Below are 23,733 nucleotides of genomic sequence, written 5' to 3'. Positions count from 1 at the left end.
CCTCAGTTCTCGAACACGAGAAGGACCGCCTGCGGAGCCGGGCTCTGGTCCCCGGGACGCACCTCGGTCGTCAATCCGCGGACCGCGGCTGCGACCCGCAGGGAATGGACCGCCGCGCCGACCAGAACGCGGTCGACGTGAGTCGTTCCTTCGGCGAGCACCACGAGGCCCCGGCTGCCCGCGTGCCGCGATACTCGGGTGCGCGGCCAGGTGTTCTCCTGCGCCAGCTCCGCGAGCACGCCCGGATCGGCGACCGGCACCGCGCGGCCTCGCGGCGGACCGGCGACCGCGCGCAAGGCGAGGTACCGGTCCCAGTCGCTCGCGGTCGCCGGGTCGTCCGCCCCGGGAGTCACGGCCGCGACCACGTCCGGGCGGCCCGGGTCGTCCGGGAACGACAGCACCGGGCGGATTCCCAGTCCCCGCAGCACGATCCACGCGGCGGACAGCGCGGTGCCGCATCCGGCGAGCACGTGGCGTCCGCCGGGATCGTGCCGGAGCCGGCCCACCCGGGAGATCGCCAGCTCGCCTGCCCGGGTCTCGACCACGAAACGGCGCACGTCCAGCCGCGCCAGCGCGTCCACGAGCACCGCTCGCGCGCAGCGGTCCCAGGCGAAAGCGACGTCGCTCATCCGATCGCTCCGGCGGGTTCCGGCCTCGGTCTCGGAATCGCGACCGCTGTCTGGCAGGTGGCCAGCAAAGTCTCGGCGTCGGTCACCGTGACCCGGTCCTCAAGCCCCGCGGGCGCGGCCACCGGCAGCCCAGGTTCCGGCGGGACGATCGCCACCGGCACCTGTTTCCGCAGCGCGCACACGACCCCGAACTCGCGTGCGGTGAGCTCGTCCCCGGCGTCGCGAACGTCCACGGCGAGCACCGGCGGATCGGCGCGGTCGTCGAGCGGGCACGACGAACCCGGCACGAGTGCGAGGCAGATCCCTTCCCTCGCATGGCACCGGCTCACCCGGCACCCGTTGTCCCGCAACGGCTTGCTGAGCGCGTCGCAGTCACCGAACTTCGCTTCGGTCAGCAGTACGTGCACGATGCACCTCATTTCCCAGATCGGCGAGCACGGTTTCCGCGCCGCGGGCGAGTTCCAGGTCTTCCCGGGCGCGGACGACAAGCACCGGCGCGGCCGAGCCGGACGCGCTGATCACCCGGTCCGCGTCGGACCTCTCGAGCGCCCCCACCCGCACGCCCAGCGCCCCGAGGCCGCGCGCGACCTCGGCGACTGTTTCCGGCTGGTACTGCGCGACCCCGCCGGTGAACACCAGCGCGTCGAGCCGGTCGAGGCTGACCGCCGCCGCGCCGATCTCCCGGCGGAGCCGGTGGACGTAGACCTCGACCGCCAGCGCGGCGTCGGCGTTCCCGGCCGCGGCGGCCGTCCGCACTTCTCCGAGGTCGCCGCTGGTCCCGCTCATCCCGGCGAGCCCGGACCGCAGGCACAGCGCGTCGGCCAGCTCATCGGGTCCCATCGGCGCGGTTTTCATAACGTGCAGCAGCAATCCCGGGTCGATCGAACCGGACCGGGTGGCCATCGCGGGCCCTTCCAGCGGGGTGAACCCCATCGAGGTGTCCACGCTCCGCCCGCCGCGCACCGCGGTCACCGACACCCCGGCTCCGACGTGTGCGCAGACCAGTTGCAGCTCGTCGGCCGGCCGCCGCAGCAGTTCCGCGGCACGGCGCACCGCGTACTGCACGGACAAACCGTGGAAACCGTAACGGCGCAACCGGTTCTGCCGCGTCCACTCGCGCGGCAGCGGGTAGTGCGCTGCCGCGTCGGGCAGCTCGGCGTGGAACGCAGTGTCGAAACAGGCCACCACTGGCACACCGGGCAGCAGTGCCCGGACCTGCCGGGTGACGTCCAGCGACAGCGGCTGGTGGATCGGTGCCAGCGGAACCAGCCGGTCGAGATTCGCGATCACCTGGTCGGTCACCAGCACCGGCGTCTTCTGCGCGCCGCCGTGGACGAACCGCACCGCCACCGCGTCCGGCCGGGGCCAGCGCTCCACGGCATCGACGACCGCGCGGGACATGTCGCTCTGCCACGCCGCCCAGCCGACCGCGACGCCGTCGTGCACGACCGCCGCCTTCACACTGGAGGACCCGGGATTCAGAGTCAGGATTCGCACTGGCTTCTCCTCGCTCGGTCAGCCGGACAGCTTGCGCAGGTACGGATCGGTGGGCTTCCGGCGCTCGAACCGAATCCGGACGTCGAGCGCGGCGCAGCCGTCCGCCCGCGCGACCACCGGATTCAGGTCCAGTTCCGCGAGCTCCGGCACGAGCGTCGCCAGCCGGCCGGTCTTCAGCAGCAGTTCGCGCACCGCGGCCCGGTCGATGCCGGACGCCCACAGCGCCTCGGCCGAGCGCAGGCCGTCGAGCAGCAGGTCCGCGTCCGGTCCGGTGAGCGGGGCGAGCCGCGCGGCGCGGTCGGCCACCAGATCGGTGTCGACCCCGCCCAGCCCGAACACCACCAGCGGGCCGAACACCGGGTCCGACCGCACGCCGACGAGCAGTTCCCGGCCCCGGTCGGCCATCGGCTGGATCACCACGCCGCGCAGCGCCGGACCGAAGCGCGTCAGCAGCAGCCGGTACGCGTCCCGCGCGCCGGACGGTCCCTCGACACCGAGCAGCACGCCGCCGCCGGCGGACTTGTGCAACAGCCCCTCGGCATCCGCCTTCACCGCGATCGGCCCGTCGAATTCCTCGGCGGCGCGGACAGTCTCGGTCTCATCGCGGGCGTATCGGGTCGGCGCCAACGGGATTCCCGCGAGCCGGAGCAGTTCCGCCGCGGCGGCGGGCGACAGCCAGCCTTCGCGCTCCGCCGCTCGCGCCGTCGCGAACTCCCGCACCGCGGCGGAATCGATCTCCGGCAGAGTCATGGCATCGTTCCTGGGCCGGGCGAGCCATTCGGCGTACTCGGCCTGCCGGGCGAGCACGAGCGCGGCGGTGCCCGGATCGTCGTAGCACGCGGTGATCGCGGGCCCGTCCGCGCACAGCGGCGACACCCGTTCCCGCTGTCCCGGCCGGACCGCGAGCACGGTCTTGTCCGCGCCCGGCAGCACGTCGGCGAGCGCGGCCGCGGGGTTCCCGACCGCAGTCGGAACCGTCGCCGCGATGACCGCGTCGACACCCGGATCGGCGAGCACGATCTTCAGCGCCTGCCCGAATTTCTCCGCCGGAACCGCCGCTGTCGTGTCCACTGGATTGTGCACAGCGGCCTCGGCGGGCAGCAGCTCGCGCAGGCTGGCCGCGGTCCCCGCCGACAGGCTCGCCATCGTGAGCCCTTCGCGCTCGCACGCGTCGGCCGCGAGCACCCCGGCTCCGCCAGCGTTGCTCAGCACGGCGACCCGACGGCCGTGCGGAAGCGGTTGCCAGGAAACACCGGCGAGCACATCCACCAGCTCGGCGACCGTGTCGACCGCGATGATGCCGGCCTGTGCGTAAAGCGCGTCACGAGTCACCGCGGGAGTCGCCGCGGCGGCAGTGTGCGAAGCAGCGGCGCGCTGGGCGGTCCCGCCGCTTCCGGCCCGCACTGCGAGCACCGGCTGGCTCCTCGCCAGCCGAGCCGCCAGCCGAGCGAATTTGCGGGGATTGCCGAAAGATTCGAGGTACAGCACCACAGTCTCGGTGCGCCGGTCGCTCGCCCACCACAGCAGCAGGTCGTTGCCGCTCACGTCGTATTTGTCGCCGGTTGAGACCAGCGAGGAAAGCCCGAGGCCGAGCCCGGTCAGCGCCTCGACGAGGGCGATCCCGACCCCGCCGGACTGTGTCGCGACGCCGATGCTCCCGGCCCGCGGACGGCGGGCGAGGAACGTCGCGTCCACCGGACAGAACGGATCCGTGGAAAGCACGCCGAGACAGTTCGGGCCGACCAGCCGCATGCCGTGCCGGCGCACCGCGTCGCGGACGCGCTCGCCGGCTGCGGTCCCGGTCAGTCCGGACGAGACGACGACCGCCGCGGCCACTCCGCGTTTGCCGCATTCCTCCACCGCGTCCGCGGCGGCTTCCGCGGGAAGGCAGATCACCACCAGTTCGGGAGTCCGGGTCAGGTCCGCGACCGACGGCGCGCAGCGCACGCCGAGGATTTCTTCCGCCACCGGATGCACGACCTCGACCGAGCCGGGAAAACCGCTGTCCAGCATGTTCGCCAGCACCGCGTGCCCCACCGAGCCCAGCCGCCTGCCCGCGCCGATCACCGCGACCGACGCCGGCCGCAGCAGATGCGCCAGGCTGGCCGCCTCGGCGACCTCGTCGCGGCGGGCGAACGCGTCCGGGTAGCGGTCCTCGCCGTCCAGCCAGATCGTGACCGACCATTCCGGGCCCTCGTGGTCGATTTCGTAGGGCAGGCCGAGTTCGGCGAACACCCGGATCACCTTCGCGTTCTCCGCGAGCACTTCGGCGACGAACCGGGAGATGCCGTGCGCGCGGGCCGCCGCGGCGAGGTGTTCGAGCAGCAGCGTCGCGATCCCGTGCGTGCGCCGGTTCCCGTCCACGACGAGCGCGATCTCGGCGTCGGCGCTTTGCCCGATCCGCTCGCAGTGCGCGACCCCGGCCAGCTGCTCGCCGAGAAAACAGCCGACGGCCGTGTGACATTCGTCGGACGTCCCGGCGATCTCCGCCGCCAGCCTGTCCACAGTGGACGGCAGCGGGCCGAAGAACCGGAAGTACCGGTCCCGCTCCCCGAGGTCGGTGTGCAGCCGCAGCACGGCCTCGGTGTCGGCCGGTCCGAGCGGGCGCACCAGGCCGACCTGTCCGTCGGCAAGCAGCACCCGTGCGGGCTGGTCCGCGCTCATCGGAACTCCTCCCTGCGCGAGGCGGCGGGCACGGCCGCGACCGTGCCCGCCGCCTGGTCCGTCATGCCTTGTCGACGTGGATCGAAACCTGCTTCTCGTGCGGCTGCCGCGCCAGCGGCATCGAGATCTCGAGAATGCCGTCGGCGTACTTCGCGGCGATCTTGGCGGCCTCGGCCCCGGCGGGAAGGCCCACCGTGCGGCTGAACTTGCCGTAGTAGAACTCGCTGCGGCCGCCCGTGTCCTTCTTCGCTTCGCGCTCCGCCTCGATGGTCAGCAGCCCGTCGTGCGTGGTCACGGAGATGTGTTTCTCGGGATCGAACCCCGGCAACTCGGCCCGCACCGTGTACTTGCCGTCCTCGGCGGACTCCTCGATCCGCACCGGGTTGTGCTCGGCGAACGGCCACGGGTGGTCGAGCCAGGCGGCGATGCTCGGCAGCGCCAGCCGGGAACCGGGCAACAGCGACGTCATTGCGCGCTCCTCTCTTCGCGAACGGTCTCGCACTTTCAGACAACTCCAGGCGCCCGCCGCGGCGACGCGGCCGGATTGCCTGAAGACGATGGACGAAGGTCACCGGCCGTCCCCGCGCTCAGCTCGCGGGCGATCGCCCGGCCCCAGGCGCGGATCACCGGCCAGTCCCGGTTGTCGCCGTCGCGCACCCGCAGCGCCGCGACCATCGCGCGCTCCGGGAACCGCAGCAGGGAACGGTCGAGCCGGCCGCCGAAGAGCCGGTGCTCCTTCGCTCCGCTGCGGGCGAGCACGTCGGTGACGTCCACCGGTTCTTCGCCGGGTTTGCTCCGCTCCCCCACCGGACCGCTGGAAAACAGCCACACCGGGATCCGGGACAGCTCGTCCTGATGGGCCCGCACCAGTTCGCGAGCGGGCTCGAGCCAATGTCCGATGTAGACAGCGCTGCCGAGCACCGCCGCGTCGCAGCCGGCGAACGACGTGACGCCGCCCGCGTCGGCCACCACCACCTCCGCGGGCGTGCCCGTCTTCGCGAGCTCTCCGCGCAGCGAAACCGCGATCTGCTCGGCGATCTCCCGGGTCGCCCCGTGCCGGGTCGCCACCGCGACAACAATTCTCATGAGACTCCGTCCTTTCGTCACAGTCAGCGGACGATCACGACCGGGCAGGTAGCGTGCGCCAGCAGACCGTTGCCGGTCGAGCCGAGCAGGCCGCCCGCGACCGGTCCGCGGCCTCGGCTTCCCACGACGACAACCCGGGCGGCCCGGGAAATCGCGGCGAGCGCACGGGCCGCCGAGCGCGCACGCACCGCCCTGACGCGCACCGGAACCGCCGGATGTTTCCGGGACCACGCGGCGACCTGTTCGGGGACACCGTTTTCCCGGTTTCCGTCATGCCACGCGTGCACCGCTTCCAGCGCCGCTCCGTGCGTTTCGGCGGTTTCGAAAGCGAAGGCCAGCGCTCGTTCGCTGCCGCCGGAATCGTCGACCCCGACCACCACCGGCCCTGCCGGATCCGCGCGGCCGCGCACGACCGCTACCGGACAGCGAGCGGAGGCCGCGACGCTGAGCGGCACCGAACCGGCGACCACGCCCCGCATCCCCACGCCGGACCACCCGAGGACGAGCAATCCGGCTTCGGCCGACTGTTCGACGAGAAGGCCGGCCGCGGCCCCGAGCCGAAGACACATCCGCACGGAGACCCCGGGCATCGCGCGGCGTGCCTCGTCCGCCGCCCGGCGAAGCAGGCGGTACCCGGGTTCGAGCAGCAATTCCGCTTCGACGGGCGGTTTCCGGTGCGGCAGCAGGTCCGGGTCGTCGAACAGTTCGGCGCGGAACACCACGAGCCCGGCGCCGCGCGACCGGGCTTGCGCAGCCGCCCACCGGACGGCGGCCGATGACTCCGGCGAGCCGTCGATCCCGACGACCACCGGCGGGATCATCGGTGCGGCGCTGGCGCCGGCTCGGGGACCTCGCCGCGTTCGTTTTCGTTGCTCGCCCGCTGTTCCTCCGCCAGGAGATACCGCCGCATCGCCGGGCCGTGCCCGCCGTGCTGTCCGCGCTCGGCGACGCTGCGGCGGGCGTCTTCCTCGATCAGCGCCTTTTCCTTCTCGTCCATCGCGTGCCTCCTCCGAGCCGGGACTCGCTCGTCCCGAAGCCGACGCTAAGACCGCGCGGCCGGCGGCCGCTGCGGGCGGACGTCCGCGGCGCCGGAGTCTTTGGTCCCGCGGCGAGAGGCGCTGCGGCCCTGCCGCTCGCACCGGCCCAGCGGGAGATTCGGGCCATGACACAGGCGACATTCCCGCTCGGCCGCGTCGCCGGGATCCGCGTCGGCGCGCACTGGTCCGTGCTGATCGTGATGGGCCTGCTGGCCGATCTCCTCGCGACGACCGTCCTTCCGCTCGGCGCCCGCGGTTCGCCGGTCGCGGTCGACTGGACGGTCGCGGTCGTGAGCGCGCTGGTGTTCCTGGCGTCCCTGCTCGCGCACGAGCTGTGCCACGCGCTCGTCGCGCGGCATTACGGGCTCCGGGCGGAACGCATCACGCTGTGGCTGCTCGGCGGTTCCACCGAGTTGCCCGAGGAACCGCCGACGCCGCGCTCCGCGCTGCTCATCGCGGCGGCCGGGCCCGCGGCGAGCGCAGTGGCGGGCGGAGGGTTCCTCGGCGCGTCCGCGCTTGCCTCCCCGCTGCTGCCCGCGGTGGTCACCGTGGCGCTCGCCTGGCTGGGCTGGGCGAACGGCGTGCTCGCGGTCTTCAATCTGCTGCCGGGGACGCCGCTCGACGGCGGGCGCGTTCTCGAAGCCGTCGCGTGGCGGCTGACCGGAAACCGGGCCCGTGCCCGGCGGATCGCCGCCGCCGGCGGCCAGGTGCTCGCCAGCGCGCTCGCGGCCTTCGGCGCCTGGCAAATTCTGGCGCTGGGCAACCTCGGCGGACTCTGGACGATCGCCATCAGCTGGTTCCTCGCCGTCGCCGCGCGCACCGAGATGTCCGCGGCCCCGCTGCGGCAGCTGCTTTCCCAGCTCCGGCTTCGCGACGTCATGAGCACCGAACCGGTCACCGCACCCGGCTGGTACACCGTGCAAGGCTTCCTGGACCAGGCCGCGCGGACCCGGTTCCGGACCTTCCCCGTGGTGTCCTTCACCGGGGCACCGGTCGGTGTCGTCAGTCTTTCCGCGCTGTCCCGGGTCCCGGAAACCGAGCGGACCGCCACGCGGCTGGAGGACATCTGCGTAAAGCCGCCCGCCTGCCTGATCGCCAGTCCGGACACGCCGCTCTCCCAAGTGTTCGGGGGCGTGCGGCTGCGTCCCGGCCAGGACCTGGTGCTCGTCGTCGACCACGGCGAGCTCGCCGGAGTAGCGGCTCCGGGCGATCTCGCGCGGACGCTCGAACTCGCCGGACTCGGCGTGCGGCCCGCTCACGACGCCGGCAGCGTGAAATAGGCTTCCTCCTCCTGCGCGAAATGCAGGGTGAGCACCGCGTCCAGCCCGTACAGCGTCGCGCGCAGGTCGTCGACCTGGTCCGCCTGGATCCTCGACGGCGACTCGGCCAGATGCCGTTCCAGCCGCCGCGCCAGCCGGGCGATCTCGGCGTGCGCGCGGCTCATCGGCACCGTGCTCTCCGGACTGCCCAGCGCATCGGCCAGCGCCGGGTACAGCTCGGTCTCCTCCGCGGTCTCGTGCGGCAGGACTTGCCGCAGCAGCACGTCGCACGCGTGCCGGACAGCCCGATCCGCCGCCGGGGTCGGCCCGCCGGCCAGTGCGTCGGCGGCCTGCCGGATCGCCAGCAGCGCGGGCCGGAGCCGCTCGTGCTCGGTCTCGAAGCGGTGCACCAGCTGGGCGGGCGCCGGAGCCGCGACCGCGGGGACCCGCAAGGCGCGCAAGGCGTTGAGGATCACCGCGACGTCGATGCCCTCCTGCACGATCGCGCCCCAGACCGGCGTGAGGAAACCGGCCGCCGCGGCCGCCATCGCCGCCAGCGACAGCGCCACTCCGGCCGCGGCGCTCTGCACTGCCAGCCGCCGCGCGCGCCGGGCGATCTCCGCGGCGTCGGCGAGCCGGTCCAGCCGGTCGTCGAGGATCACCGCGTCGGCCGCCTGCGCCGCGGCCGTGGCGCCGCGGGAACCGAGCGCGACGCCGACATCGGCGGCCGCGAGCGCCGGAGCGTCGTTCACGCCGTCGCCGGTCATCACGACGAGTCCCTCGGCCCGAGCGGCGGAAACCGCCGCGACCTTCTCCGCCGGGCTGACCTCCGCCTGGACGCGGTCGAGGCCGAGCAAGGCCGCGACCTCCCGCGCGTTGTCCACCCGATCGCCGGTGAGCAGCCCGATCGTGGCGATCCCGGCCGCCCGCAGCCGGCGCGTCGTGCGGGCCGCGTCGGGGCGGACCCGGTCCTTCGCCAGCAGCGCCGCCACCGGCTCGCCGTCGCACTCGACCCAGAGCACGGACGCCAGGTCGAGCCGTCCCCGGCGCGCGGCACTGCGCGCCCAGGCCGGCGTCTCCCGGCCGGCGGCCGGCCTGCCCACCCGGACCAGCCGCCCGCCGACGCGCCCGGCCACCCCGGAACCGGGCACCTCGCCGACCTCGACCGCCGGGACGCGTTCGATCCCGGCCGATTCCGCGGCCCGGACGACCGCCGCGGCGAGCACGTGCGGCGAGTAGTACTCGACGCTCGCGGCCAGCCGGAGCACCTCCTCGACGGGGTGCCCCGGCGCGCACACCACGTCGGTCACCTCCGGCCGCCCGGCGGTGACCGTGCCGGTCTTGTCCATGAGCAGCACCCGGGCCCGGCCAAGCGACTCCAGCGCGGCACCGTCCTTGACCACGACCCCCGCCCTCGCGGTGCGCGACATCCCCGCGGTCACCGCGATCGGCACCGCCAGCAGCAGCGGGCACGGAGTCGCGGTCACCAGCACCGCGACCGCCCGCTCCGCTTCGCCGCTCAGCAGCCACGCCGCACCGGCCATCAGCAACGCCGCGGGCAAGAACCACACGGCCACCCGGTCAGCCAGCCGCGCGACCGGCGCCGTCTGCGCCGCCGCCGACTCGGCCAGCCGGACCACCCCGGCGTACGTGCTTTCGTCCGCGCTCGCCGCCGCCGTGATCTCCGCCGCGGCCCCGGCGTTCACCACTCCGCTGCGGACCGCGTCCCCGGCGGTGCGCGCGACCGGGAGCGGTTCCCCAGTGAGGGCCGACTCGTCGAATACCCCGCCGGTGGCGAGCGTCCCGTCCACGGGAACGACCTCGCCGGGCAGGACGACCACCGCGTCCCCCGCGGCGACTTCGCCCGCCGGGACCTCGCGAAGGTCGTCCCCCGCCCGCACGTGCGCCGTTTGCGGCACCCGGTCCAGCAGCGCGGTCAGGTCCCGCGCGGCGCGGCGCTGTGCCCGCGATTCGAGCACCCGCCCGGTCGCAACCATCACCGCGACGACCGCGCCGGCGAGGAACTCGCCGACCGCGAGGGTCGAGGCGAGCGCCAGCACCGCCAGCGAATCCGCGCCCCAGCGCCGGTGCCGCAGATCCTCGGCCACCCACGAGACGGCGGGAGCCAGCGCGACCGCGGTCGCCGCCGCCCAGCAGCCGCCGGACCCGGGTTTCCCCCACCACCAGAGAATTCCTCCGGCTGCCAGCAACACAGCCACTGCGGCGAGCAACAGCGCTTCGCCCGGCAGCCGCTTCCCTTGAAGTGTCATGACGCCTCCCGGCCGCACGATGCGCCGAAGGCCTCCGGCCGGGAAAGGGCCGAAGGACCCCGGTTCAGTCCACAGTGGACGGAATCAGTCCGCGTGCAGGACAGCGGCTCCGGTGACCCGGTCCGCCGCCAAGTCCGTCAACGCCTCCGCCGCCGCGGACAGCGGATAGGACATCGTCCGGACGTGCAGCCGGTGCGCAGCCGCGAACTCCAGGAACTCCCGCGCGTCCGCCCTCGTGTTCGCGGTGACGCTGCGCACTTGCCGCTCCTGGAAGAGATGGTGCTGATAATTCAGCACGGGTATGTCCGAAAGATGGATACCCGCGATCGAGAGTGTGCCGCCTCGGTCCAGCGCCGCCAGCGCGACCGGCACCAGTTCCCCGACTGGCGCGAACAGGATCGCCGAATCCAGCGGCTCCGGCGGTGCCTCGGCCGCGTCGCCCGCGGAAGCGGCACCGAGCTCGAGCGCCAGCTTCCGGGCTTCCGGGCTGCGGGTCAGCACGTGCACGGTCGCCCCGCGCGCGAGCGCCACCTGCGCGGCGAGATGCGCACTGCCGCCGAACCCGTAAATGCCGAGCCGGCCGCCTTCGGGGACCTCGGCCCGCTTCAACGCCCGGTAGCCGATCACCCCGGCGCACAGCAACGGCGCCAGCTCCTCGTCGGAGTAGCCGGCGGGCAACCGATGCGCGAACGCGGCGGGGACGACGGCGTACTCGGCGTATCCGCCGTCGGCGTCCCATCCGGTGTACCTCGACTCCGGGCACAAGTTCTCCTTGCCGGACACGCAATAGCGGCAAGCGCCACAGGTCCCGCGCAACCAGGCGATGCCGACCCGGTCCCCCGTCCGGAAGCCGCCCGCCCTCGCCTCGACCACCTCGCCCACGATCTCGTGGCCGGGCACCACTCCGGCGCGGTGCACTGGAAGATCGCCCTCCGCCACGTGCAAATCGGTCCGGCACACCCCGCACACGCGCACCCGCACCAGCAGTTCGCCGGCTTCTGGCTCCGGGACCGGCATCCGTTCCCGCACCAGCGGCCGGCCAGCCATCGGACCGGGCGCGCGCACCCGCCAGGCCCGCATTTCCGCCGTCATCGCGGCTCCTCTCGTCCGCAGTGCCCCGTCCAGGATGTCGGCGGGCCGGATCCGGGACGACGTCCGCAGGTCCCGCCCGCCGGGGACGTTCGGCTCTTCTCTGCGGCGCCGCGGTTGCGCAGAGTCGTGCCATGACTGCTCCCCAGCGTGCGGCGTAGGCCAGGATGTCCCGCACCGCCCGTCCCGGGCCGCCTCCGGACCCGCCCGCGCACAAGCCCGAAGAGCACCACAACGGCGGCCTCATCGGGCTCCTGCTCACCGCGGCGGTTCTCGTCACCGTGGTGCTCATCGCCGGTCCCTCGCTGTGGACCTCGTCAGTCCCGGCGCTCGCCTACACCGAGCTGCTGTCCAGAGTAGACGCCAACCAGGTCGCCGAGATCACGGTCGGCGGCGACGGCGCGGTCTCCGGGAACTACCGCGACGGCGGCAAGTTCACCAGCCAGCTCCCCACCGCGCTCGGCGATCCGCGGCTCGACGCCAAGCTGCGCGAGAAGAACGTCGCCGTCACCGGCGCGAAGACCAGCAGCGGCGATTCGGTCTTCACCGCTCTGCTGGCGTATCTGCCGATCCTGGTGATCTTCGGACTGTTCTGGTGGGCGGGCCGGCGCGCGCGGCAAACTCTCGGCGCGGGCGGGCTCGGCGGCATGGGAGGCATGGGCGGCATCGGCGGGTTCGGCCGGTCGAAGGCCAAGATCATCGAGGCTCAGCGACCCGGCACGAGGTTTGCCGACATCGCCGGGTACGAGGGAGTGAAACAGGAGATCGCCGAGGTCGTCGACTTCCTGCGCGATCCCTCGCGGTACGCCGCCGCCGGGGCCAAGGGCCCGCGCGGGGTGCTGATGGTCGGGCCGCCCGGCACCGGGAAAACCCTCCTCGCCCGCGCGGTGGCCGGCGAGGCGAGCGTGCCGTTCCTGTCCATCACCGGGTCCGCGTTCGTGGAGATGTTCGTCGGCGTCGGGGCTTCCCGGGTGCGCGACCTGTTCTCCGAGGCCCGCGATCGCGCGCCGTCGATCATCTTCATCGACGAGATCGACGCCGTCGGCAGCCGCCTCGGCATCGGCGGCGCGGGCGGGCACGAAGAGCGCGAGCAGACGCTGAACCAGCTGCTGGCCGAAATGGACGGTTTCGACCAGAGCGGCGGCACCGTCGTGCTCGCCGCGACGAACCGGCCGGAAACCCTCGACCCCGCGCTGCTGCGCCCCGGCCGGTTCGACCGGCAGGTCACCGTCCCGTTGCCCAACCAGGCCGAGCGGGCTGAGATTCTCGCGGTCCACATCGACGGAAAGCGGCTCGATCCGGACGTCGACCTGACGGTCGTCGCCCGCGGCACGCCCGGGTTCTCCGGCGCCGATCTGGCCAACCTCGTCAACGAGGCGGCGATCAACGCCGTGCGGGACAACCGGACCGTGCTGACCGCGGACGACCTCGCGACCGCACGGGACCGGGTCCTGCTCGGCCGCCGAGACGCCTCGAACGCGCTGCTTCCCGAGGAGCGCCGGTCTGTCGCCGTGCACGAGGCCGGGCATGCTCTCGTCGCGGCGCTGTGCGAACACGCCGACCCCGTGGCGAAGGTGACGATCCTGCCCGCGGGCATGGCCCTCGGCGCCACCGAGCAGCTGCCGGAGGCCGAACGGCGGCTCTACTCCGAGAGCTACCTCGCCGATCTGCTCACGGTGCGCCTCGGCGGACGGGCGGCCGAACTGGTCGCGCTGGGAGAAGCGTCGACTGGTGCCGCCAACGATCTCGCGAGCGCCACCGCGATCGCCGCGAAAATGGTCACCGAGTTCGGGCTCTCCCCCGCGCTCGGCCCGATCGGCTACAGCCGCGGCGGAGCCCCCGCCGTCGCCGACGACGGCCCGGCGCTGCTGGGCAGGCCGTACTCCGAACAAACGCAACGCGTGGTGGACCAGGAAATCGGCCGCCTCGTGCGGGAGGCCGAGGCCCGGGCGGTCGCCCTGCTCGAACAGCACCGCGACGCGCTCGACCGGCTCGCCGAGCGGCTGCGCGAAGAAGAGACCGTCGACGGCACGGCCGTGCAGGCTGCTCTGGCGGCCAGCCGAACCGCGCCCGAGGATTTGGCCGAAATCCCGGCCGCAGTGCCGCGATAGGTGCCGATCCGGTGCCTAAAGTCCCCGTGCGGCAAGGAGAACCGCTCGCCGCCGGGAGCCGACGGGCCCTCCGGAACGGGCAGTGCGGCCCTCGTGGACCCGAGCGTCGAAGCGGAAGCTCGGACGCAACGAAAGCGAGGCGACCATGAGCATCGACCGCATTTCCCCGGACCGCCCTCCCGCGCCCTCGACGACCGTCCCGGCCGGACTGCGACGCAACCGCCACGACCGGCTCGCGCTGGTGCCGGACGGTCGCGTCGACGCCCGGTACGCCGATCTCCGCGACCTCCGTCTCGCGCTCGCGCTGACCGAGGAAGACGCCCGCGAGGAGACCGATCTCGACCCGTTCGACCGGATCACCTGCCGGACCCATCGCCGCTGGCTCCACCAGTGCGTCTCGTCCCCGCACCACGCGGTGCCGCTCAGCGGCCACCGCTGGTGCCGCCCGTGCGGCCGCCCGCTCGACGCGGCCGTCGACGAACTCTCCGGCGACGTGCGGTTCTCCTGCCCGCGCTGCGGCCAGACCCCCGACAACCGCGCCACCCGCCAGCTGACCCGCGCGTGCCGGGCGAGCATCGCCGCGGCCTTCGACCGCTCGTCCGGCCGCGACCTGTGCGCCTGAGCGAACGGAACCGCGCGGCGCGGCGAACCTGTGCGCGGCTCTGGCCTCCGTCCACAGAGGGCGGAGCCGGGGACCTTCGACCCTTTTCCGGCACCCGCCCGAAGCGCAGCCTGGAGACAGGCAGCCGGGCGCCCGATTCCCCCTGACCGTCGCGAACTGGCGGCCAGGGCGAGCGCGGGAACGCCATTCCGGGCATAGGCGGAAGCCCGCCCGGCCGAACCGCCGGCGCCGAGAAATCCGCCGTGCCAGGCGGCAGCAGAAACGAGAACCGATGAGCGGCCAGCAAGCGACCACCGACGACGAATACCTCCTGCACTGCGGAATGAGCGGCTACCTCGACGCGGTGAGCGTCGCGGCAGGCGTCGGCCCCGAATCCGCCACGATGGACCTCGACTCGCCGATGTCGGCCTACCTCGCACTCGACGGGCAGCTCGCGGTCCATCCCGGACGCGACACAGCGCTGGTCTGGGACGAACGGCACGGCTGGTCGTTCACCATCGAAACCCATTCCGGCGAAGACCTGCTCGTGGTGGCCTACCTCGGCGACGACCTGGTACCGCCCCCTTCCCGCGTCCGGGAATTCGTCCGCGCGGTCCGCGCCCTGACCCGGCGCACGCCGCCGCCCGCGCCGCCGGAGCTGAACCGCGGGCGGGCCGACCTCCTCGCCCGGCTTCTCGGCTACCGGACTCCGCAACCGCTGGCCAGCCAGTGACCCCGCTCGAGCGGGAGCGGAGACGCAAGCGGGCCGGCACAGCCAAGCTGGTGCTTCCCGCGCGCAGCGGGGCGCTCAGGTGAAGATGATCTGGCCGCCCGCCGCTTTGGCGTAGAATTCGCCGACGGTGATGATGTCCCGCACCTGCTCGATCAGATCGTCCTTTTCGAGGCCGAACAGGTCGACCGACGCCTTGCACGCGTACAGCCCGGCCCCGGTGTCGGAAATCATTTCGAGGAATTCCGGAATGGCGGGGATATCGAGCTTTTCCATCTTCCGTTCGAGATACTGCGTCATGACCGACGACACGCCGGGCAGTCCGCCCGCCCACGTGGCCAGGTGCAGGCCCGGATTGCCGACGGTCGCCAGCTTGATGTGGTCGTGCCGGGCCTTGTGCACGGCGTCCAGCCCGAAAAAAGTGAAGAACAGATCGGCTTCGATGCCTTCCGCGCGCGCCCCGTTGGCCATGATCAGGCCGGGGTAGATCGCGTCCAGCGAGCCTTTCGAGACGATGACGGAGACCTTTTCGATCATGCCGGGATTCCTCCTCAGATGCAGCCGCGCGGTTTCGGGATTCCGGCGATTTTCGCGGCGAGCTTGGCCGGGCCCTTCGGGAAGAGCCGGTACAGGTCTTTGATCGTCACGCCGGAAGTGCGCCCGAGCGCCCGCACGGTCGGGCCGGTGCCCTTCTCCGCGTATTCCCGCCGCATGAACTCGATGACCTTCCAGTGCTCGTCGGTCAGCGCGTCGATGCCGGATTCGCGGGCGATCTCCGGAGCCATCTGTTCGGTCCAGGACTCCGGCTCGGTGAAGAAACCCTCGTCGTTGACAGGCACCTCGGTGCCCGCGTAGGTCGCGGTGGGCATGAGCGTCCTTTCTGGTCAGTGTTCCGCGGGCGCCGGGAACTCCTTGCCCGCGCGGGGCATCTCGGCGGCGATGCCGGGGATTTCCCGGCCGGGCAGCAGGCTGTGCCAGTACAGCCACGAGAACATCAGCTTGCCGAGGTGGTTCAGCCGCGATTCGCGCAGCAGCGGAAGTCCGGCCGACGCCGGGAAATGACCGGGCAGCGGTTCGGTGTCGTAGTTGAAGTCGATGAGCATCGCCTTGTGGAAACCGCTCTCGATGAAGCAGTTGGTGTGTCCGTCGAATCCGGGGTCGAGCGGACGGCCGGCGAGGTACCGTGCGACGTTGCGGGCCAGCACCGCGCCCTCGAAGTGGGTGACCGAACCGGCCTTGGACGCCGGCACCCCGGCGGCGTCGCCGAGCGCGAAGATGTTGCGGTACGCCGTGGACTGCAGCGTGTGCGGATCGACGGAAACGAAGCCGAACTCGTCACCCAAACCGGGCGATCGGTCCACATAGGACGCTCCGCTGTGCATCGGCACCACCACCGCGAGATCGAACGGGACCTCGCGGCCGTCGTAGGAGACCAGCCGACCGCCCGCGCCGTCGACCTCGCCGGTGTTGAACTCCGTCACCAGTTCGATGCTCTTGTCCTCCAGCAGACCGGCGAGCGTCTTCGCCGCCACCGGCTTGGTGAACGCGGAATCGAGCGGCGTGACATAGGTGATCCGCACTTCGTCGCGGATTTCCTGTTCGGTGAAGTACCAGTCGGCGAGGAAGCAGAATTCCAAGGGGGCGACCGGGCATTTGATCGGCAGGTCGATCACGTTCACCACGAGGCGCCCGCCGGTGAACTCGTCGAGCGCGGACGCGAGCGCCATCGCCCCGGCGTAGTCGTAGAAGGTGTGCACCGTCTCCCGCCAGCCCGGGCCGGTGAGTCCCTCGGTTTCCTCGGGCACGAGCCGGGCGCCGGTCGCGATCACGAGCGCGTCGTAGGCGAGCATCGTGCCGTCCGCCAGACGGACTCGCGCGGCTTCGGCGTCGACGTGGTCTACCGCGCTGCGGTGGTACTCGATTCCCCGGTGCAACTGCGCCGGGCGGGACCGGACGAGGTCCTCCGGCTGGGCGAGGCCGAACGGCACGAACAACAGGCCCGGCTGGTACACGTGGTCGTTGTCCTGGTCCACCACGGTGATCCGGACCTGATCGCCCAGACCGCGCCGCAGCCGGTTCGCGGCCAGGGTGCCGCCCGTCCCGCCGCCGAGAATCACGATGTGCTTGGTCACCGCTCCAGTCTCGAAGCGGCCCGCCGGTCCGGTTAGGGTCTTCGGTCACCGGCGGGGGCGACCAAGGAGGGCCGGTTACCGCAGCGCGACAGTCAGCAGCACGACCGCGTCTCCCAGCGCCTGCAGCCCGTGGCGTTCCGGCGGAACGACGGCCAGCTGCCCGCGTTCCAGCGTCCACTCCGCACCCTGGGTGTGCAGCCGCACGGTGCCGGCGACGACCTGGAGCGTGGCCGCGGGCGGCGAGTCGTGCTCGGCCAGCTCGGCGCCGTCCCCCAACGCGATCAGCGTCGCCCGCTGGGAGGTTCCGGACACCAGCGTCCGCGCGGCCCGCCGTGATCCGTGCGCGCCGGCTTCGACCTGCAATTCGGCGGCCACCGCGTCGATCGAAGACACTGCCGGGTGATCGGTCATCGCTTCTGCTCCCTCCTCGGCGGGCCCCCGCGGCCGAGCGTCACCGAGTGCCGCGTGGGGCGGCGTTCTCGCTGAACTTACCCTGCCACGATGCCTGCGCACCGGAATCGCCGATGCGGTAGACGTCGTAAAGGGTCGCGCCGGCGACCAGGACCGCGACGACCGCGATCGCCGTCGTGACCTTCGTCGAGGCGGGCGCCAGGTAAGTCTTGCGGCGCACGGCGGTGGCGACCGCGGCGTTGTCCTCGGCGGCCCCCACGTCGGTTTTGTCCGTCACCGTCGCGTTTTCGCGCTGGCGCCACCACACCACGAGCGCGAGCACGGCCACCGGGATCGCGACCCAGAGCGCGGTGTCGCCCAGTTCGGTGTGGTCGCGCAGCAACTGGGTCCGCGGAACCCGCCGCTCGAGCCATTCGCCGGCGTTCGTGGTGATCGGAACCAGGATCAGCGCGAGCACGGCCAGCACGGCGTTCGGCGCGGCGAGCCTGGCGCGCGCTTTCGGCCAGACGCTGCTCAGCACCAGCAGCAGCGCGCTCAACGGCAGCAGTACGACAATCGCGTGCACGAGCAGGATGTGGGCGGGCAGGCCGTTCACGGTCGTCATGATGTCCTTAATCCGGTGGAATTTCGCGATTCAGCGGGAACTCTGCGAAAGCGTGCTTACTTTGGCACGGCGCGGGCCGGTTCGCACCGGGCGGGTCATCGGCGCCCGCCCGCCGCCAGCCGCAGCGCCAGGGTCGGGCAGGCGGCGACCGCCCGGCGCGCGTCGGACAGCACCGGGCCCGGCACCGGCCGGTCGACCAGGATCGGGTAGCCCCACTCGTCGAGGTCGATCAGTTCGGGCAGCAGTTCGGCGCAGATTCCGTGGGCCCGGCAGGCGATCGGGTCGACCCGCAGCTGCCGGGAGCGTCGTTCGGGCACGGTCACGTCCAATCGCCGCTTCGGTTGTTCCATTCCGGCAAGGGCAGCGCGGGGTGCGCCGCCCACGCGCACGGACGGCCGGCGAGGTGGGCTCGCAGGTCGTCGGCGAAACACCGCAGCGCGCTCGCGGCCAGCCGGACGGCGCCGTCGGGATGGGCGCACGCGCCGCGCCCGGGAATGACCGAGAGCCGCGTGCGGAGCCGTTGTCCGGCCAGCGCCGCTGCCCGGCCGCCGAGCACCAGGGAGGTGAAATCGTCGGCGATGGCGGGTAGTCCGAACATGCACGGCCCGCATTGGCGGGCGGACTCCCCCGCCAGATAGCGCAGCACCCGAGCGGTTTCGGCGAGACCGCAGGCGCGCGCGGGCAGCACGGTCAGCGAGGCGACGCCGAGTGCCGCGCCCGCCGCGCGAAGGTCCTTATGGGACAGCCGGATGCCCGCCGCGGCGGGCGCGGGCAGCCAGGTGCCGCCGTATCCGCCGAACAGGATCGCCTGCGGCGTTCCGGCCGGGCCTCCCGCCTGGTCGAGCACCTCCGCGACCGGGGTGCCGAACGCGGTTTCGTACACCCCCGGCCGGGCGACTCCGCCGCCGGCGGTGACCAGCGTGGTGCCGGGCGAGTCCCGGGTGCCGCAGCCGCGGAACCACTCCGAGCCGTAGCGGGCGATCAGGGCGAGATGGGCGAGCGTTTCGACGTTGTCGACCAGGGTCGGCCGGCCGCGCACCCCGCGCTCGAAAGGACGGGGCGGTTTCGCGGTCGGCCGGGCGTCGCCGGTCTCCAGGAAGTTGACGAGCGCGGATTCCTCGCTCGCCACGTACCGGCCGGGCGCCTGGACCAGCCGGATCGGGATCTCTCCGCTCGGCCGCTCGGCCAGCGCACCGGCGACGGAGCCGGCGATCGGATCGGCGCGGTGCACGCACAGGATGATCTCCGTCGCGTCGGTCGCCGTCGCGGCGAGCACCGCCCCGTCGATGACCAGGTGCGGCGCGACGGTGAGCAGTGCTCGGTCCTTTCCGCTCGCCGGTTCGCCCTCGCAGCCGTTGGCCACGACGACCGGCCGACGGCCGCGGGCGACGGCACGCAGCTTGCGGCCGGTGGGGAAACCCGCCCCGCCGCGCCCCCGCAGCCCCGAAGCGTCCACTGTGGACAGCAGCAGGGCCCTGCCGTTCCGTCCGGCGTAGCGTTCGACGGGCAGCGCACCGTACCGGGCGCTGTGCTCGGCGAATCCGGCGGACTGGCGGGCTTCCAGCCAGCCCGCGAGAAGACGGCGCGGGCGGGCCGGGTCAGGCGGCGGCAGCGGCCCGCTGGCCGTCCGGGGATGGCGAGCGGTCGTCATCACAGGCCTCCCAGGGTGCCGCGCCGGGCCTCGGTGTCGGGATGCCGCACCGTCGCGCGCCACCCCACGGCCGCCGCGGCGGCGAGCACGCAGGCCACCAGCAGCACCCGGACCCAGCCCAGCCGGGAGTCGGCGCCGCCGATCTCGAAGCCGTGCACCACGGCCGCGGGCCAGGAGAGATACGCGGCCCAGTGCACGGCTTTCCAGACCTTGGCGTTGATCCGGGGACGGAGCAGGCTGGACACGACCACAGCGACGAGCAGATCGAACGCGACGGCTCCGATGCCGAGCGACACCGGGTGGTACGCCGAGACGAACGGGACCACCACGCTGATCCACCGGATGCCCGCGTACGTGTCGATGATCGCGGTCGCGATGTGGACGGCCAAGAAGGCAAGCGTGATCAGGGACAGATTCCGGTGGAAGGCGGCGACGGCGAACCTCGGCCACCTCGGCGACGCGAGCCGGGCGCTGGAGATCGCGCCGAGGACCACCACGGCCGTGAACAGCACCAATGCGGCCAGTCCTGTCGCCCGGCTGACGTACCACAACGCGCTCATGCCGGCGCCTCTTCCGGCCATCCGGCGACGCGGACGACGCGCCCGTCCGAGGCGACCAGGCGAGCGGGCAGCCGGCGTTCCGCGAGCCACGCCGGAGCGAGTTCGCCGAGCACGACGGCCGCGGTGCTGGCCGTGTTGGCGTCCGCGCACGTGGCCGCCGCGACGGTCACAGTCCGCCAGCAGGGATCCGGGATGTCCCCGGTGCGCGGATCGACGATGTGGTGCACCGTCCGCCCGGCTCGCCGCCAGGTGCGGCACACCGTGCTGGACGTGGCCAGTCCGCCGCTGGCCACGGCGATCACCGGGTCGCGGAGAGGATCCGCCGCGGCGTGGTCCTCGCCGACCACCACCGGCCATCCCCCGGCCGGTGCGCGTCCCGCGACAGCGACGTCGCCGCCGAGCCCGACCAGCACGCCGCAGCCGAGTTCGCGCGCGAGCACGGTGCTGGCATGGTCGGCTGCCCAGGCCTTCCCGGTAGCTCCCAGGTCCAGCCGCACGCCGCGCGGGACGACGACCTCGCGCCGGGGCCAGTCGGCGGTGATCCGCCACCAGCCCGGAGCCTCGCCCGCCGGCTTGACCGGTGCCGCGAGATCGCGATCGATCGCGGAGAAGTCCCGGTCGTAGCCGAGGTCGCACACGGCTTGGCCGACGGTCGGATCGACCAGCCCGCCGGTCGCCTCGGCGGCCCGCAACGCGACCTGCAGCGCTTCGGCCAGCAAGGGGCTGACCCGCACGGGAGAACCGGCGTGGCGGTGCAGCTCGGCGATCTCCGAATCGTCGCGAAACCGGCTGCACGTCTCGTCGACGGCACGCAGTTCGGTCCGGAGCAGGTCCGTCGCGATCGGGAGGCGGTCCGGCTCGGTGACCACCAGTTCGGCCGTGGTGCCCAGCGCGCGGAACCGGATGCTCGCGAGCGGTTCGGCGGCCGTGGTCATGAGCCGCCCGAGCGCGCGGCACTGTGGTGCCGGCGACCGACGACCGGCGGCTGCGCGGGCGGGCTGACCGCCGGAGGCGCGCTGCTCTCCGGGATGCTGTCCGGGGTGCTGTCCGCGGAGGTCTGCGGCGGCGGGATCGCGGACGGCGAGGAGGTCACCGGCGGAGAAGCCGGTGCGGTGGTGTCCGCCGTCGCTTGCTGGGCGAGCGTCACGCCGAAGACCGTGGCCAGCGCCGCGCCGCCGAGACCCGCCGTCCACGTCGCCGTCGAGACGCTGCGGCGGCCGCGGGCACGGGCCCGGACGCGTTGCCGGTGATTCACGCGGGTCTCCTTCGGGCCGGGGAGGTCTGCTGCCCAGTTTCGACGGGAGTCCTGGGGAAAATCTGGGAATCCGGGCCGCGGATGCCGCGGGCCGCGCGGGCAGGCACGATTGCGGGATGGACACTGCGCACCGCGGCTCCGGCCGGGTCCTGCTGGTCGAGGACAACGCCGAACTGGCCGAGCTCCTGACCGAACTGCTGTCCGACGAGGGCTACGAGGTCGAAACCGCCGCGGACGGGCAACGCGGCCTGCACCTCGGCCTGGTGCGGCAGTACGACGTGGTGATCCTGGACCGGGGCCTGCCCGCGCTCGACGGCCTCGACGTTCTCGCCCGGCTGCGCGGCAAAGGCGTCACGACGCCGGTGCTGGTGCTTTCCGCGCTCGGCAACCCCGCGGACCGCGTCGCCGGCCTGGACGCCGGAGCCGAGGACTATCTGCCCAAACCGTTCGACGTGGACGAACTGCTCGCCAGGCTGCGCGCGCTGCGCCGCCGTCACCTCGACGTCGCCCGGGTGCTGCCGGTCGGCACGATGCGGCTGAACCTGGACACCCGCCAGGTCGAGCCGGGCCCCGGGGCGGGCGAGCCGGTCCGGCTGTCCGAACGGGAATGCGCGCTGCTGGCGACGCTCGCGGGCAGGCCCTCCCGGGTCTTCACCCGGCGGGATCTGCTCAGCCTGGCCTTCCCGGAGGCCGACAGCGAGGCCGTCGTCGACACCTACGTGTCGTACCTGCGCCGAAAGCTCGGGCGGCCGGTCATCGCGACGGTCCACGGGCGCGGATACCAGCTGGGCGCGCCGTGAGCCGCCCGCCGGCTTCGACCGAAGCGAGGCTGCTGCGACGCGCGACCTGGCGACTGGGCTTGCAGGTCGGGCTGTCCGTCGCCGCGATCGTCGTGCTGCTGTCCGGCCTCGCGGTGTTGATGGTGCTGCGAAGCCAGCAAACCGGCGTGGCCGCCCTGCTGCAGCAGGCCGCCTCGCAGGCCGACGATGTGCAGGACCCGCCCGCCGGGGTCTGGCTCGCCATCCAGGGACCCGGCGGCCTGGCGGCGACGCCCGGCGCACCGGCCGTCCTGCCCGATCGGGCGGCGCTGGCGAACGTCGCGAAGACCGGGACCGCGCAAACCGACGAGGTCCGCGGCGAGCGAGCCGGCTACGAGGTCTACACCGAGCAGCGCGGCACGCAGACCGTGCAAGCGGCGCTGGACCTGCGGGCGAACAACGACGAACGCGAGCGGTTGCTCGCCGCCATGCTCTTCAGCGGCGTAGTGGGGCTGCTGCTGGCAGTGGGCGCGGGTGTGTGGTTCGGGCGGCGCGCGGTCGCGCCGCTGGCCACCGCGCTGGGCATGCAACGACGGTTCGTCGCCGACGCGAGCCACGAACTCCGCACCCCGTTGACCCTGCTGTCCACGCGCGTCCAGGTACTGCGCCGGCACCTGCGGCGCGGCGACTCCCGAGAACGGCTGACCGCCGAAATCGACGGGGTCGTCGCCGACGCCGGGCACCTCACCGACATCCTCGAAGACCTTCTGCTGGCCGCCGACGTCCGCGCGGACGGACTCACCGCGACCCTCGACCTCGTGGAACTCGCCGCCCGGGCGGCCGCCGCCGGAACCCCGGCCGCGGCCGAGCGCTCGATCGTCATCGAGGCGCGTCCGACGGTGCCGACGCTGCTCGTGCGCGGCACTCAGGGCGGCCTCCTCCGCGCCGTGACCGCGTTGGTCGACAACGCCGTCACCCACGCCCGTTCGGCGGTCACCATCACGACGAAGCAAACCGGAACCACCGGCGTCGTCGAGGTTTCCGACGACGGGCCCGGCATCGACCCCGCGGTCCTGCCGGGATTGTTCGAGCGATTCTCGTCCGCCCGCCCCGAATCCTCGCCGCGCCGCCACTACGGCCTCGGGCTGGCGCTGGTGAGCGAAATCGCCGACCGGCACGGCGGCCACGTCACGGCCGGAAGCAACCCCGGCGGCGGAGCGCTGCTGACCTTGACTCTGCCGCTGGCCGGACGCGATTCCCGCGCCGCTCCCGGCTGATCAGCCGATTCTGGGCAGGGAGCCGGCGGCAGCGAAGCCGCGGTCCGTCCTCGTTGCCGCAGAACGTCTTCCGCGGTCGACGACGCGCGATGAGGTCCACCCCGTCCGGCAC

General features: G+C 73.0%; 26 protein-coding genes. 6 read left to right on the top strand and 20 right to left on the bottom strand.

Annotated elements, in window-relative coordinates:
• Positions 1–2: 2 nt before the first annotated feature.
• From PUT80_RS01775 to PUT80_RS01740, 8 genes are all read right to left on the bottom strand, one after another.
• A complete protein-coding gene (locus tag PUT80_RS01775) occupies positions 3–629 on the bottom strand; it encodes a hypothetical protein (RefSeq protein WP_275290849.1) in 627 nt (208 codons plus the stop codon).
• A complete protein-coding gene (locus tag PUT80_RS01770; RefSeq protein WP_275290848.1) occupies positions 626–1,036 on the bottom strand; it encodes a hypothetical protein in 411 nt (136 codons plus the stop codon). The genes PUT80_RS01775 and PUT80_RS01770 overlap by 4 nt, the downstream gene beginning before the upstream one ends.
• Positions 1,002–2,126, bottom strand: coding sequence for an acetate/propionate family kinase (locus tag PUT80_RS01765; RefSeq protein WP_275290847.1), 1,125 nt, complete (start codon positions 2,124–2,126; stop codon positions 1,002–1,004). Before PUT80_RS01765 ends, PUT80_RS01770 begins: the two co-directional genes overlap by 35 nt.
• Positions 2,127–2,144: 18 nt before the next feature.
• Complete coding sequence (locus tag PUT80_RS01760) at positions 2,145–4,790, bottom strand: GNAT family N-acetyltransferase (protein WP_275290846.1); 2,646 nt, start codon at positions 4,788–4,790, stop codon at positions 2,145–2,147.
• A gap of 61 nt (positions 4,791–4,851) precedes the next feature.
• Positions 4,852–5,259 carry an Hsp20/alpha crystallin family protein gene (locus tag PUT80_RS01755; RefSeq protein ID WP_134661439.1) on the bottom strand — a complete coding sequence of 136 codons (408 nt, stop codon included), beginning with the start codon at positions 5,257–5,259 and terminating at the stop codon, positions 4,852–4,854.
• Between the two features lie 35 nt (positions 5,260–5,294).
• The gene (locus PUT80_RS01750) at positions 5,295–5,876 is read right to left on the bottom strand and encodes a flavodoxin domain-containing protein (protein WP_275290845.1); all 582 of its coding nucleotides are present in this window, start codon (positions 5,874–5,876) and stop codon (positions 5,295–5,297) included.
• Between the two features lie 23 nt (positions 5,877–5,899).
• Positions 5,900–6,697, bottom strand: coding sequence for a universal stress protein (locus PUT80_RS01745; RefSeq protein WP_275290844.1), 798 nt, complete (start codon positions 6,695–6,697; stop codon positions 5,900–5,902).
• Entirely contained in the window at positions 6,694–6,873 is a 180-nt protein-coding gene (locus tag PUT80_RS01740; RefSeq protein WP_134661442.1) for a hypothetical protein, read from the bottom strand. Before PUT80_RS01740 ends, PUT80_RS01745 begins: the two co-directional genes overlap by 4 nt.
• A 165-nt stretch (positions 6,874–7,038) precedes the next feature.
• Here PUT80_RS01740 and PUT80_RS01735 point away from each other — a divergent pair, with 165 nt between their 5' ends.
• Positions 7,039–8,193: a site-2 protease family protein gene (locus tag PUT80_RS01735; protein ID WP_238606285.1), complete on the top strand. Its 1,155-nt coding sequence runs from the start codon at positions 7,039–7,041 to the stop codon at positions 8,191–8,193.
• On the opposite strand, the gene PUT80_RS01730 is transcribed toward PUT80_RS01735, so the two are convergent.
• Both PUT80_RS01730 and PUT80_RS01725 read right to left on the bottom strand, forming a co-directional pair.
• A complete protein-coding gene (locus PUT80_RS01730; protein WP_275290843.1) occupies positions 8,169–10,442 on the bottom strand; it encodes a heavy metal translocating P-type ATPase in 2,274 nt (757 codons plus the stop codon). The two genes, PUT80_RS01735 and PUT80_RS01730, sit on opposite strands and share 25 nt — an antisense overlap.
• A gap of 84 nt (positions 10,443–10,526) precedes the next feature.
• The gene (locus tag PUT80_RS01725; RefSeq protein ID WP_275291092.1) at positions 10,527–11,522 is read right to left on the bottom strand and encodes a zinc-binding alcohol dehydrogenase family protein; all 996 of its coding nucleotides are present in this window, start codon (positions 11,520–11,522) and stop codon (positions 10,527–10,529) included.
• A 176-nt stretch (positions 11,523–11,698) separates the two neighbouring features.
• Here PUT80_RS01725 and ftsH point away from each other — a divergent pair, with 176 nt between their 5' ends.
• The 3 genes from ftsH (at position 11,699) to PUT80_RS01710 (ending at position 14,976) form a co-directional block, all read left to right on the top strand.
• Positions 11,699–13,642: an ATP-dependent zinc metalloprotease FtsH gene (ftsH, locus tag PUT80_RS01720; RefSeq protein WP_275290842.1), complete on the top strand. Its 1,944-nt coding sequence runs from the start codon at positions 11,699–11,701 to the stop codon at positions 13,640–13,642.
• 145 nt (positions 13,643–13,787) lie between these two features.
• Entirely contained in the window at positions 13,788–14,264 is a 477-nt protein-coding gene (locus PUT80_RS01715) for a hypothetical protein (RefSeq protein WP_275290841.1), read from the top strand.
• Between the two features lie 271 nt (positions 14,265–14,535).
• Positions 14,536–14,976 (top strand): DUF6292 family protein, encoded by a 441-nt coding sequence (locus tag PUT80_RS01710; protein WP_134732199.1) that lies wholly within the window; start codon positions 14,536–14,538, stop codon positions 14,974–14,976.
• A gap of 75 nt (positions 14,977–15,051) precedes the next feature.
• Here the strand turns inward: PUT80_RS01710 and PUT80_RS01705 are convergent, their stop codons facing one another.
• The 10 genes from PUT80_RS01705 to PUT80_RS01660 all read right to left on the bottom strand — a co-directional run bounded on the left by PUT80_RS01705 (position 15,052) and on the right by PUT80_RS01660 (position 21,586).
• Positions 15,052–15,510 (bottom strand): DsrE/DsrF/DrsH-like family protein, encoded by a 459-nt coding sequence (locus PUT80_RS01705; protein ID WP_134661449.1) that lies wholly within the window; start codon positions 15,508–15,510, stop codon positions 15,052–15,054.
• 14 nt (positions 15,511–15,524) lie between these two features.
• Positions 15,525–15,842, bottom strand: coding sequence for a TusE/DsrC/DsvC family sulfur relay protein (locus PUT80_RS01700; protein ID WP_134732201.1), 318 nt, complete (start codon positions 15,840–15,842; stop codon positions 15,525–15,527).
• A gap of 15 nt (positions 15,843–15,857) precedes the next feature.
• Positions 15,858–17,105: an FAD/NAD(P)-binding oxidoreductase gene (locus tag PUT80_RS01695; RefSeq protein ID WP_275290840.1), complete on the bottom strand. Its 1,248-nt coding sequence runs from the start codon at positions 17,103–17,105 to the stop codon at positions 15,858–15,860.
• A 75-nt stretch (positions 17,106–17,180) separates the two neighbouring features.
• On the bottom strand, positions 17,181–17,516 hold the full coding sequence (locus PUT80_RS01690; RefSeq protein WP_037806023.1) for a hypothetical protein: 336 nt from the start codon (positions 17,514–17,516) through the stop codon (positions 17,181–17,183).
• A gap of 40 nt (positions 17,517–17,556) precedes the next feature.
• The gene (locus tag PUT80_RS01685) at positions 17,557–18,120 is read right to left on the bottom strand and encodes a DUF2231 domain-containing protein (RefSeq protein ID WP_275290839.1); all 564 of its coding nucleotides are present in this window, start codon (positions 18,118–18,120) and stop codon (positions 17,557–17,559) included.
• A gap of 95 nt (positions 18,121–18,215) precedes the next feature.
• Complete coding sequence (locus PUT80_RS01680) at positions 18,216–18,470, bottom strand: ferredoxin (protein WP_238606274.1); 255 nt, start codon at positions 18,468–18,470, stop codon at positions 18,216–18,218.
• Positions 18,440–19,771: an NADH-ubiquinone oxidoreductase-F iron-sulfur binding region domain-containing protein gene (locus tag PUT80_RS01675; RefSeq protein WP_275290838.1), complete on the bottom strand. Its 1,332-nt coding sequence runs from the start codon at positions 19,769–19,771 to the stop codon at positions 18,440–18,442. Before PUT80_RS01675 ends, PUT80_RS01680 begins: the two co-directional genes overlap by 31 nt.
• Positions 19,771–20,331 carry a ferric reductase-like transmembrane domain-containing protein gene (locus tag PUT80_RS01670; protein WP_134661454.1) on the bottom strand — a complete coding sequence of 187 codons (561 nt, stop codon included), beginning with the start codon at positions 20,329–20,331 and terminating at the stop codon, positions 19,771–19,773. The genes PUT80_RS01675 and PUT80_RS01670 overlap by 1 nt, the downstream gene beginning before the upstream one ends.
• Complete coding sequence (locus PUT80_RS01665; RefSeq protein WP_275290837.1) at positions 20,328–21,266, bottom strand: FAD:protein FMN transferase; 939 nt, start codon at positions 21,264–21,266, stop codon at positions 20,328–20,330. The genes PUT80_RS01670 and PUT80_RS01665 overlap by 4 nt, the downstream gene beginning before the upstream one ends.
• Positions 21,263–21,586 carry a hypothetical protein gene (locus PUT80_RS01660; protein ID WP_134661456.1) on the bottom strand — a complete coding sequence of 108 codons (324 nt, stop codon included), beginning with the start codon at positions 21,584–21,586 and terminating at the stop codon, positions 21,263–21,265. The genes PUT80_RS01665 and PUT80_RS01660 overlap by 4 nt, the downstream gene beginning before the upstream one ends.
• A 116-nt stretch (positions 21,587–21,702) precedes the next feature.
• Here PUT80_RS01660 and PUT80_RS01655 point away from each other — a divergent pair, with 116 nt between their 5' ends.
• A complete protein-coding gene (locus PUT80_RS01655) occupies positions 21,703–22,386 on the top strand; it encodes a response regulator transcription factor (RefSeq protein ID WP_134661457.1) in 684 nt (227 codons plus the stop codon).
• Positions 22,383–23,621, top strand: a complete 1,239-nt coding sequence (locus PUT80_RS01650) for a HAMP domain-containing sensor histidine kinase (protein ID WP_275290836.1) — start codon at positions 22,383–22,385, stop codon at positions 23,619–23,621. Before PUT80_RS01655 ends, PUT80_RS01650 begins: the two co-directional genes overlap by 4 nt.
• Positions 23,622–23,733: the final 112 nt, after the last annotated feature.

The organism is Amycolatopsis sp. La24 (assembly GCF_029087445.1).
In the GTDB taxonomy this organism is placed as follows: Bacteria; Actinomycetota; Actinomycetes; order Mycobacteriales; family Pseudonocardiaceae; genus Amycolatopsis; species Amycolatopsis nivea.
This window is presented reverse-complemented; position numbering and strand designations above follow the sequence as displayed.

Excerpts from the sequence above, each read along its gene's own strand:
- PUT80_RS01775 (WP_275290849.1), bottom strand. The coding sequence starts at position 629 with ATGAGCGACGTCGCTTTCGCCTGGGACCGCTGCGCGCGAGCGGTGCTC.
- PUT80_RS01760 (WP_275290846.1), bottom strand. The coding sequence starts at position 4,790 with ATGAGCGCGGACCAGCCCGCACGGGTGCTGCTTGCCGACGGACAGGTC.
- PUT80_RS01755 (WP_134661439.1), bottom strand. The coding sequence starts at position 5,259 with ATGACGTCGCTGTTGCCCGGTTCCCGGCTGGCGCTGCCGAGCATCGCC.
- PUT80_RS01750 (WP_275290845.1), bottom strand. The coding sequence starts at position 5,876 with ATGAGAATTGTTGTCGCGGTGGCGACCCGGCACGGGGCGACCCGGGAG.
- PUT80_RS01745 (WP_275290844.1), bottom strand. The coding sequence starts at position 6,697 with ATGATCCCGCCGGTGGTCGTCGGGATCGACGGCTCGCCGGAGTCATCG.
- PUT80_RS01740 (WP_134661442.1), bottom strand. The coding sequence starts at position 6,873 with ATGGACGAGAAGGAAAAGGCGCTGATCGAGGAAGACGCCCGCCGCAGC.
- PUT80_RS01735 (WP_238606285.1), top strand. The coding sequence starts at position 7,039 with ATGACACAGGCGACATTCCCGCTCGGCCGCGTCGCCGGGATCCGCGTC.
- PUT80_RS01730 (WP_275290843.1), bottom strand. The coding sequence starts at position 10,442 with ATGACACTTCAAGGGAAGCGGCTGCCGGGCGAAGCGCTGTTGCTCGCC.
- PUT80_RS01725 (WP_275291092.1), bottom strand. The coding sequence starts at position 11,522 with ATGCGGGCCTGGCGGGTGCGCGCGCCCGGTCCGATGGCTGGCCGGCCG.
- ftsH (WP_275290842.1), top strand. The coding sequence starts at position 11,699 with ATGTCCCGCACCGCCCGTCCCGGGCCGCCTCCGGACCCGCCCGCGCAC.
- PUT80_RS01715 (WP_275290841.1), top strand. The coding sequence starts at position 13,788 with ATGAGCATCGACCGCATTTCCCCGGACCGCCCTCCCGCGCCCTCGACG.
- PUT80_RS01710 (WP_134732199.1), top strand. The coding sequence starts at position 14,536 with ATGAGCGGCCAGCAAGCGACCACCGACGACGAATACCTCCTGCACTGC.
- PUT80_RS01705 (WP_134661449.1), bottom strand. The coding sequence starts at position 15,510 with ATGATCGAAAAGGTCTCCGTCATCGTCTCGAAAGGCTCGCTGGACGCG.
- PUT80_RS01700 (WP_134732201.1), bottom strand. The coding sequence starts at position 15,842 with ATGCCCACCGCGACCTACGCGGGCACCGAGGTGCCTGTCAACGACGAG.
- PUT80_RS01690 (WP_037806023.1), bottom strand. The coding sequence starts at position 17,516 with ATGACCGATCACCCGGCAGTGTCTTCGATCGACGCGGTGGCCGCCGAA.
- PUT80_RS01685 (WP_275290839.1), bottom strand. The coding sequence starts at position 18,120 with ATGACGACCGTGAACGGCCTGCCCGCCCACATCCTGCTCGTGCACGCG.
- PUT80_RS01680 (WP_238606274.1), bottom strand. The coding sequence starts at position 18,470 with ATGGAACAACCGAAGCGGCGATTGGACGTGACCGTGCCCGAACGACGC.
- PUT80_RS01675 (WP_275290838.1), bottom strand. The coding sequence starts at position 19,771 with ATGACGACCGCTCGCCATCCCCGGACGGCCAGCGGGCCGCTGCCGCCG.
- PUT80_RS01670 (WP_134661454.1), bottom strand. The coding sequence starts at position 20,331 with ATGAGCGCGTTGTGGTACGTCAGCCGGGCGACAGGACTGGCCGCATTG.
- PUT80_RS01665 (WP_275290837.1), bottom strand. The coding sequence starts at position 21,266 with ATGACCACGGCCGCCGAACCGCTCGCGAGCATCCGGTTCCGCGCGCTG.
- PUT80_RS01655 (WP_134661457.1), top strand. The coding sequence starts at position 21,703 with ATGGACACTGCGCACCGCGGCTCCGGCCGGGTCCTGCTGGTCGAGGAC.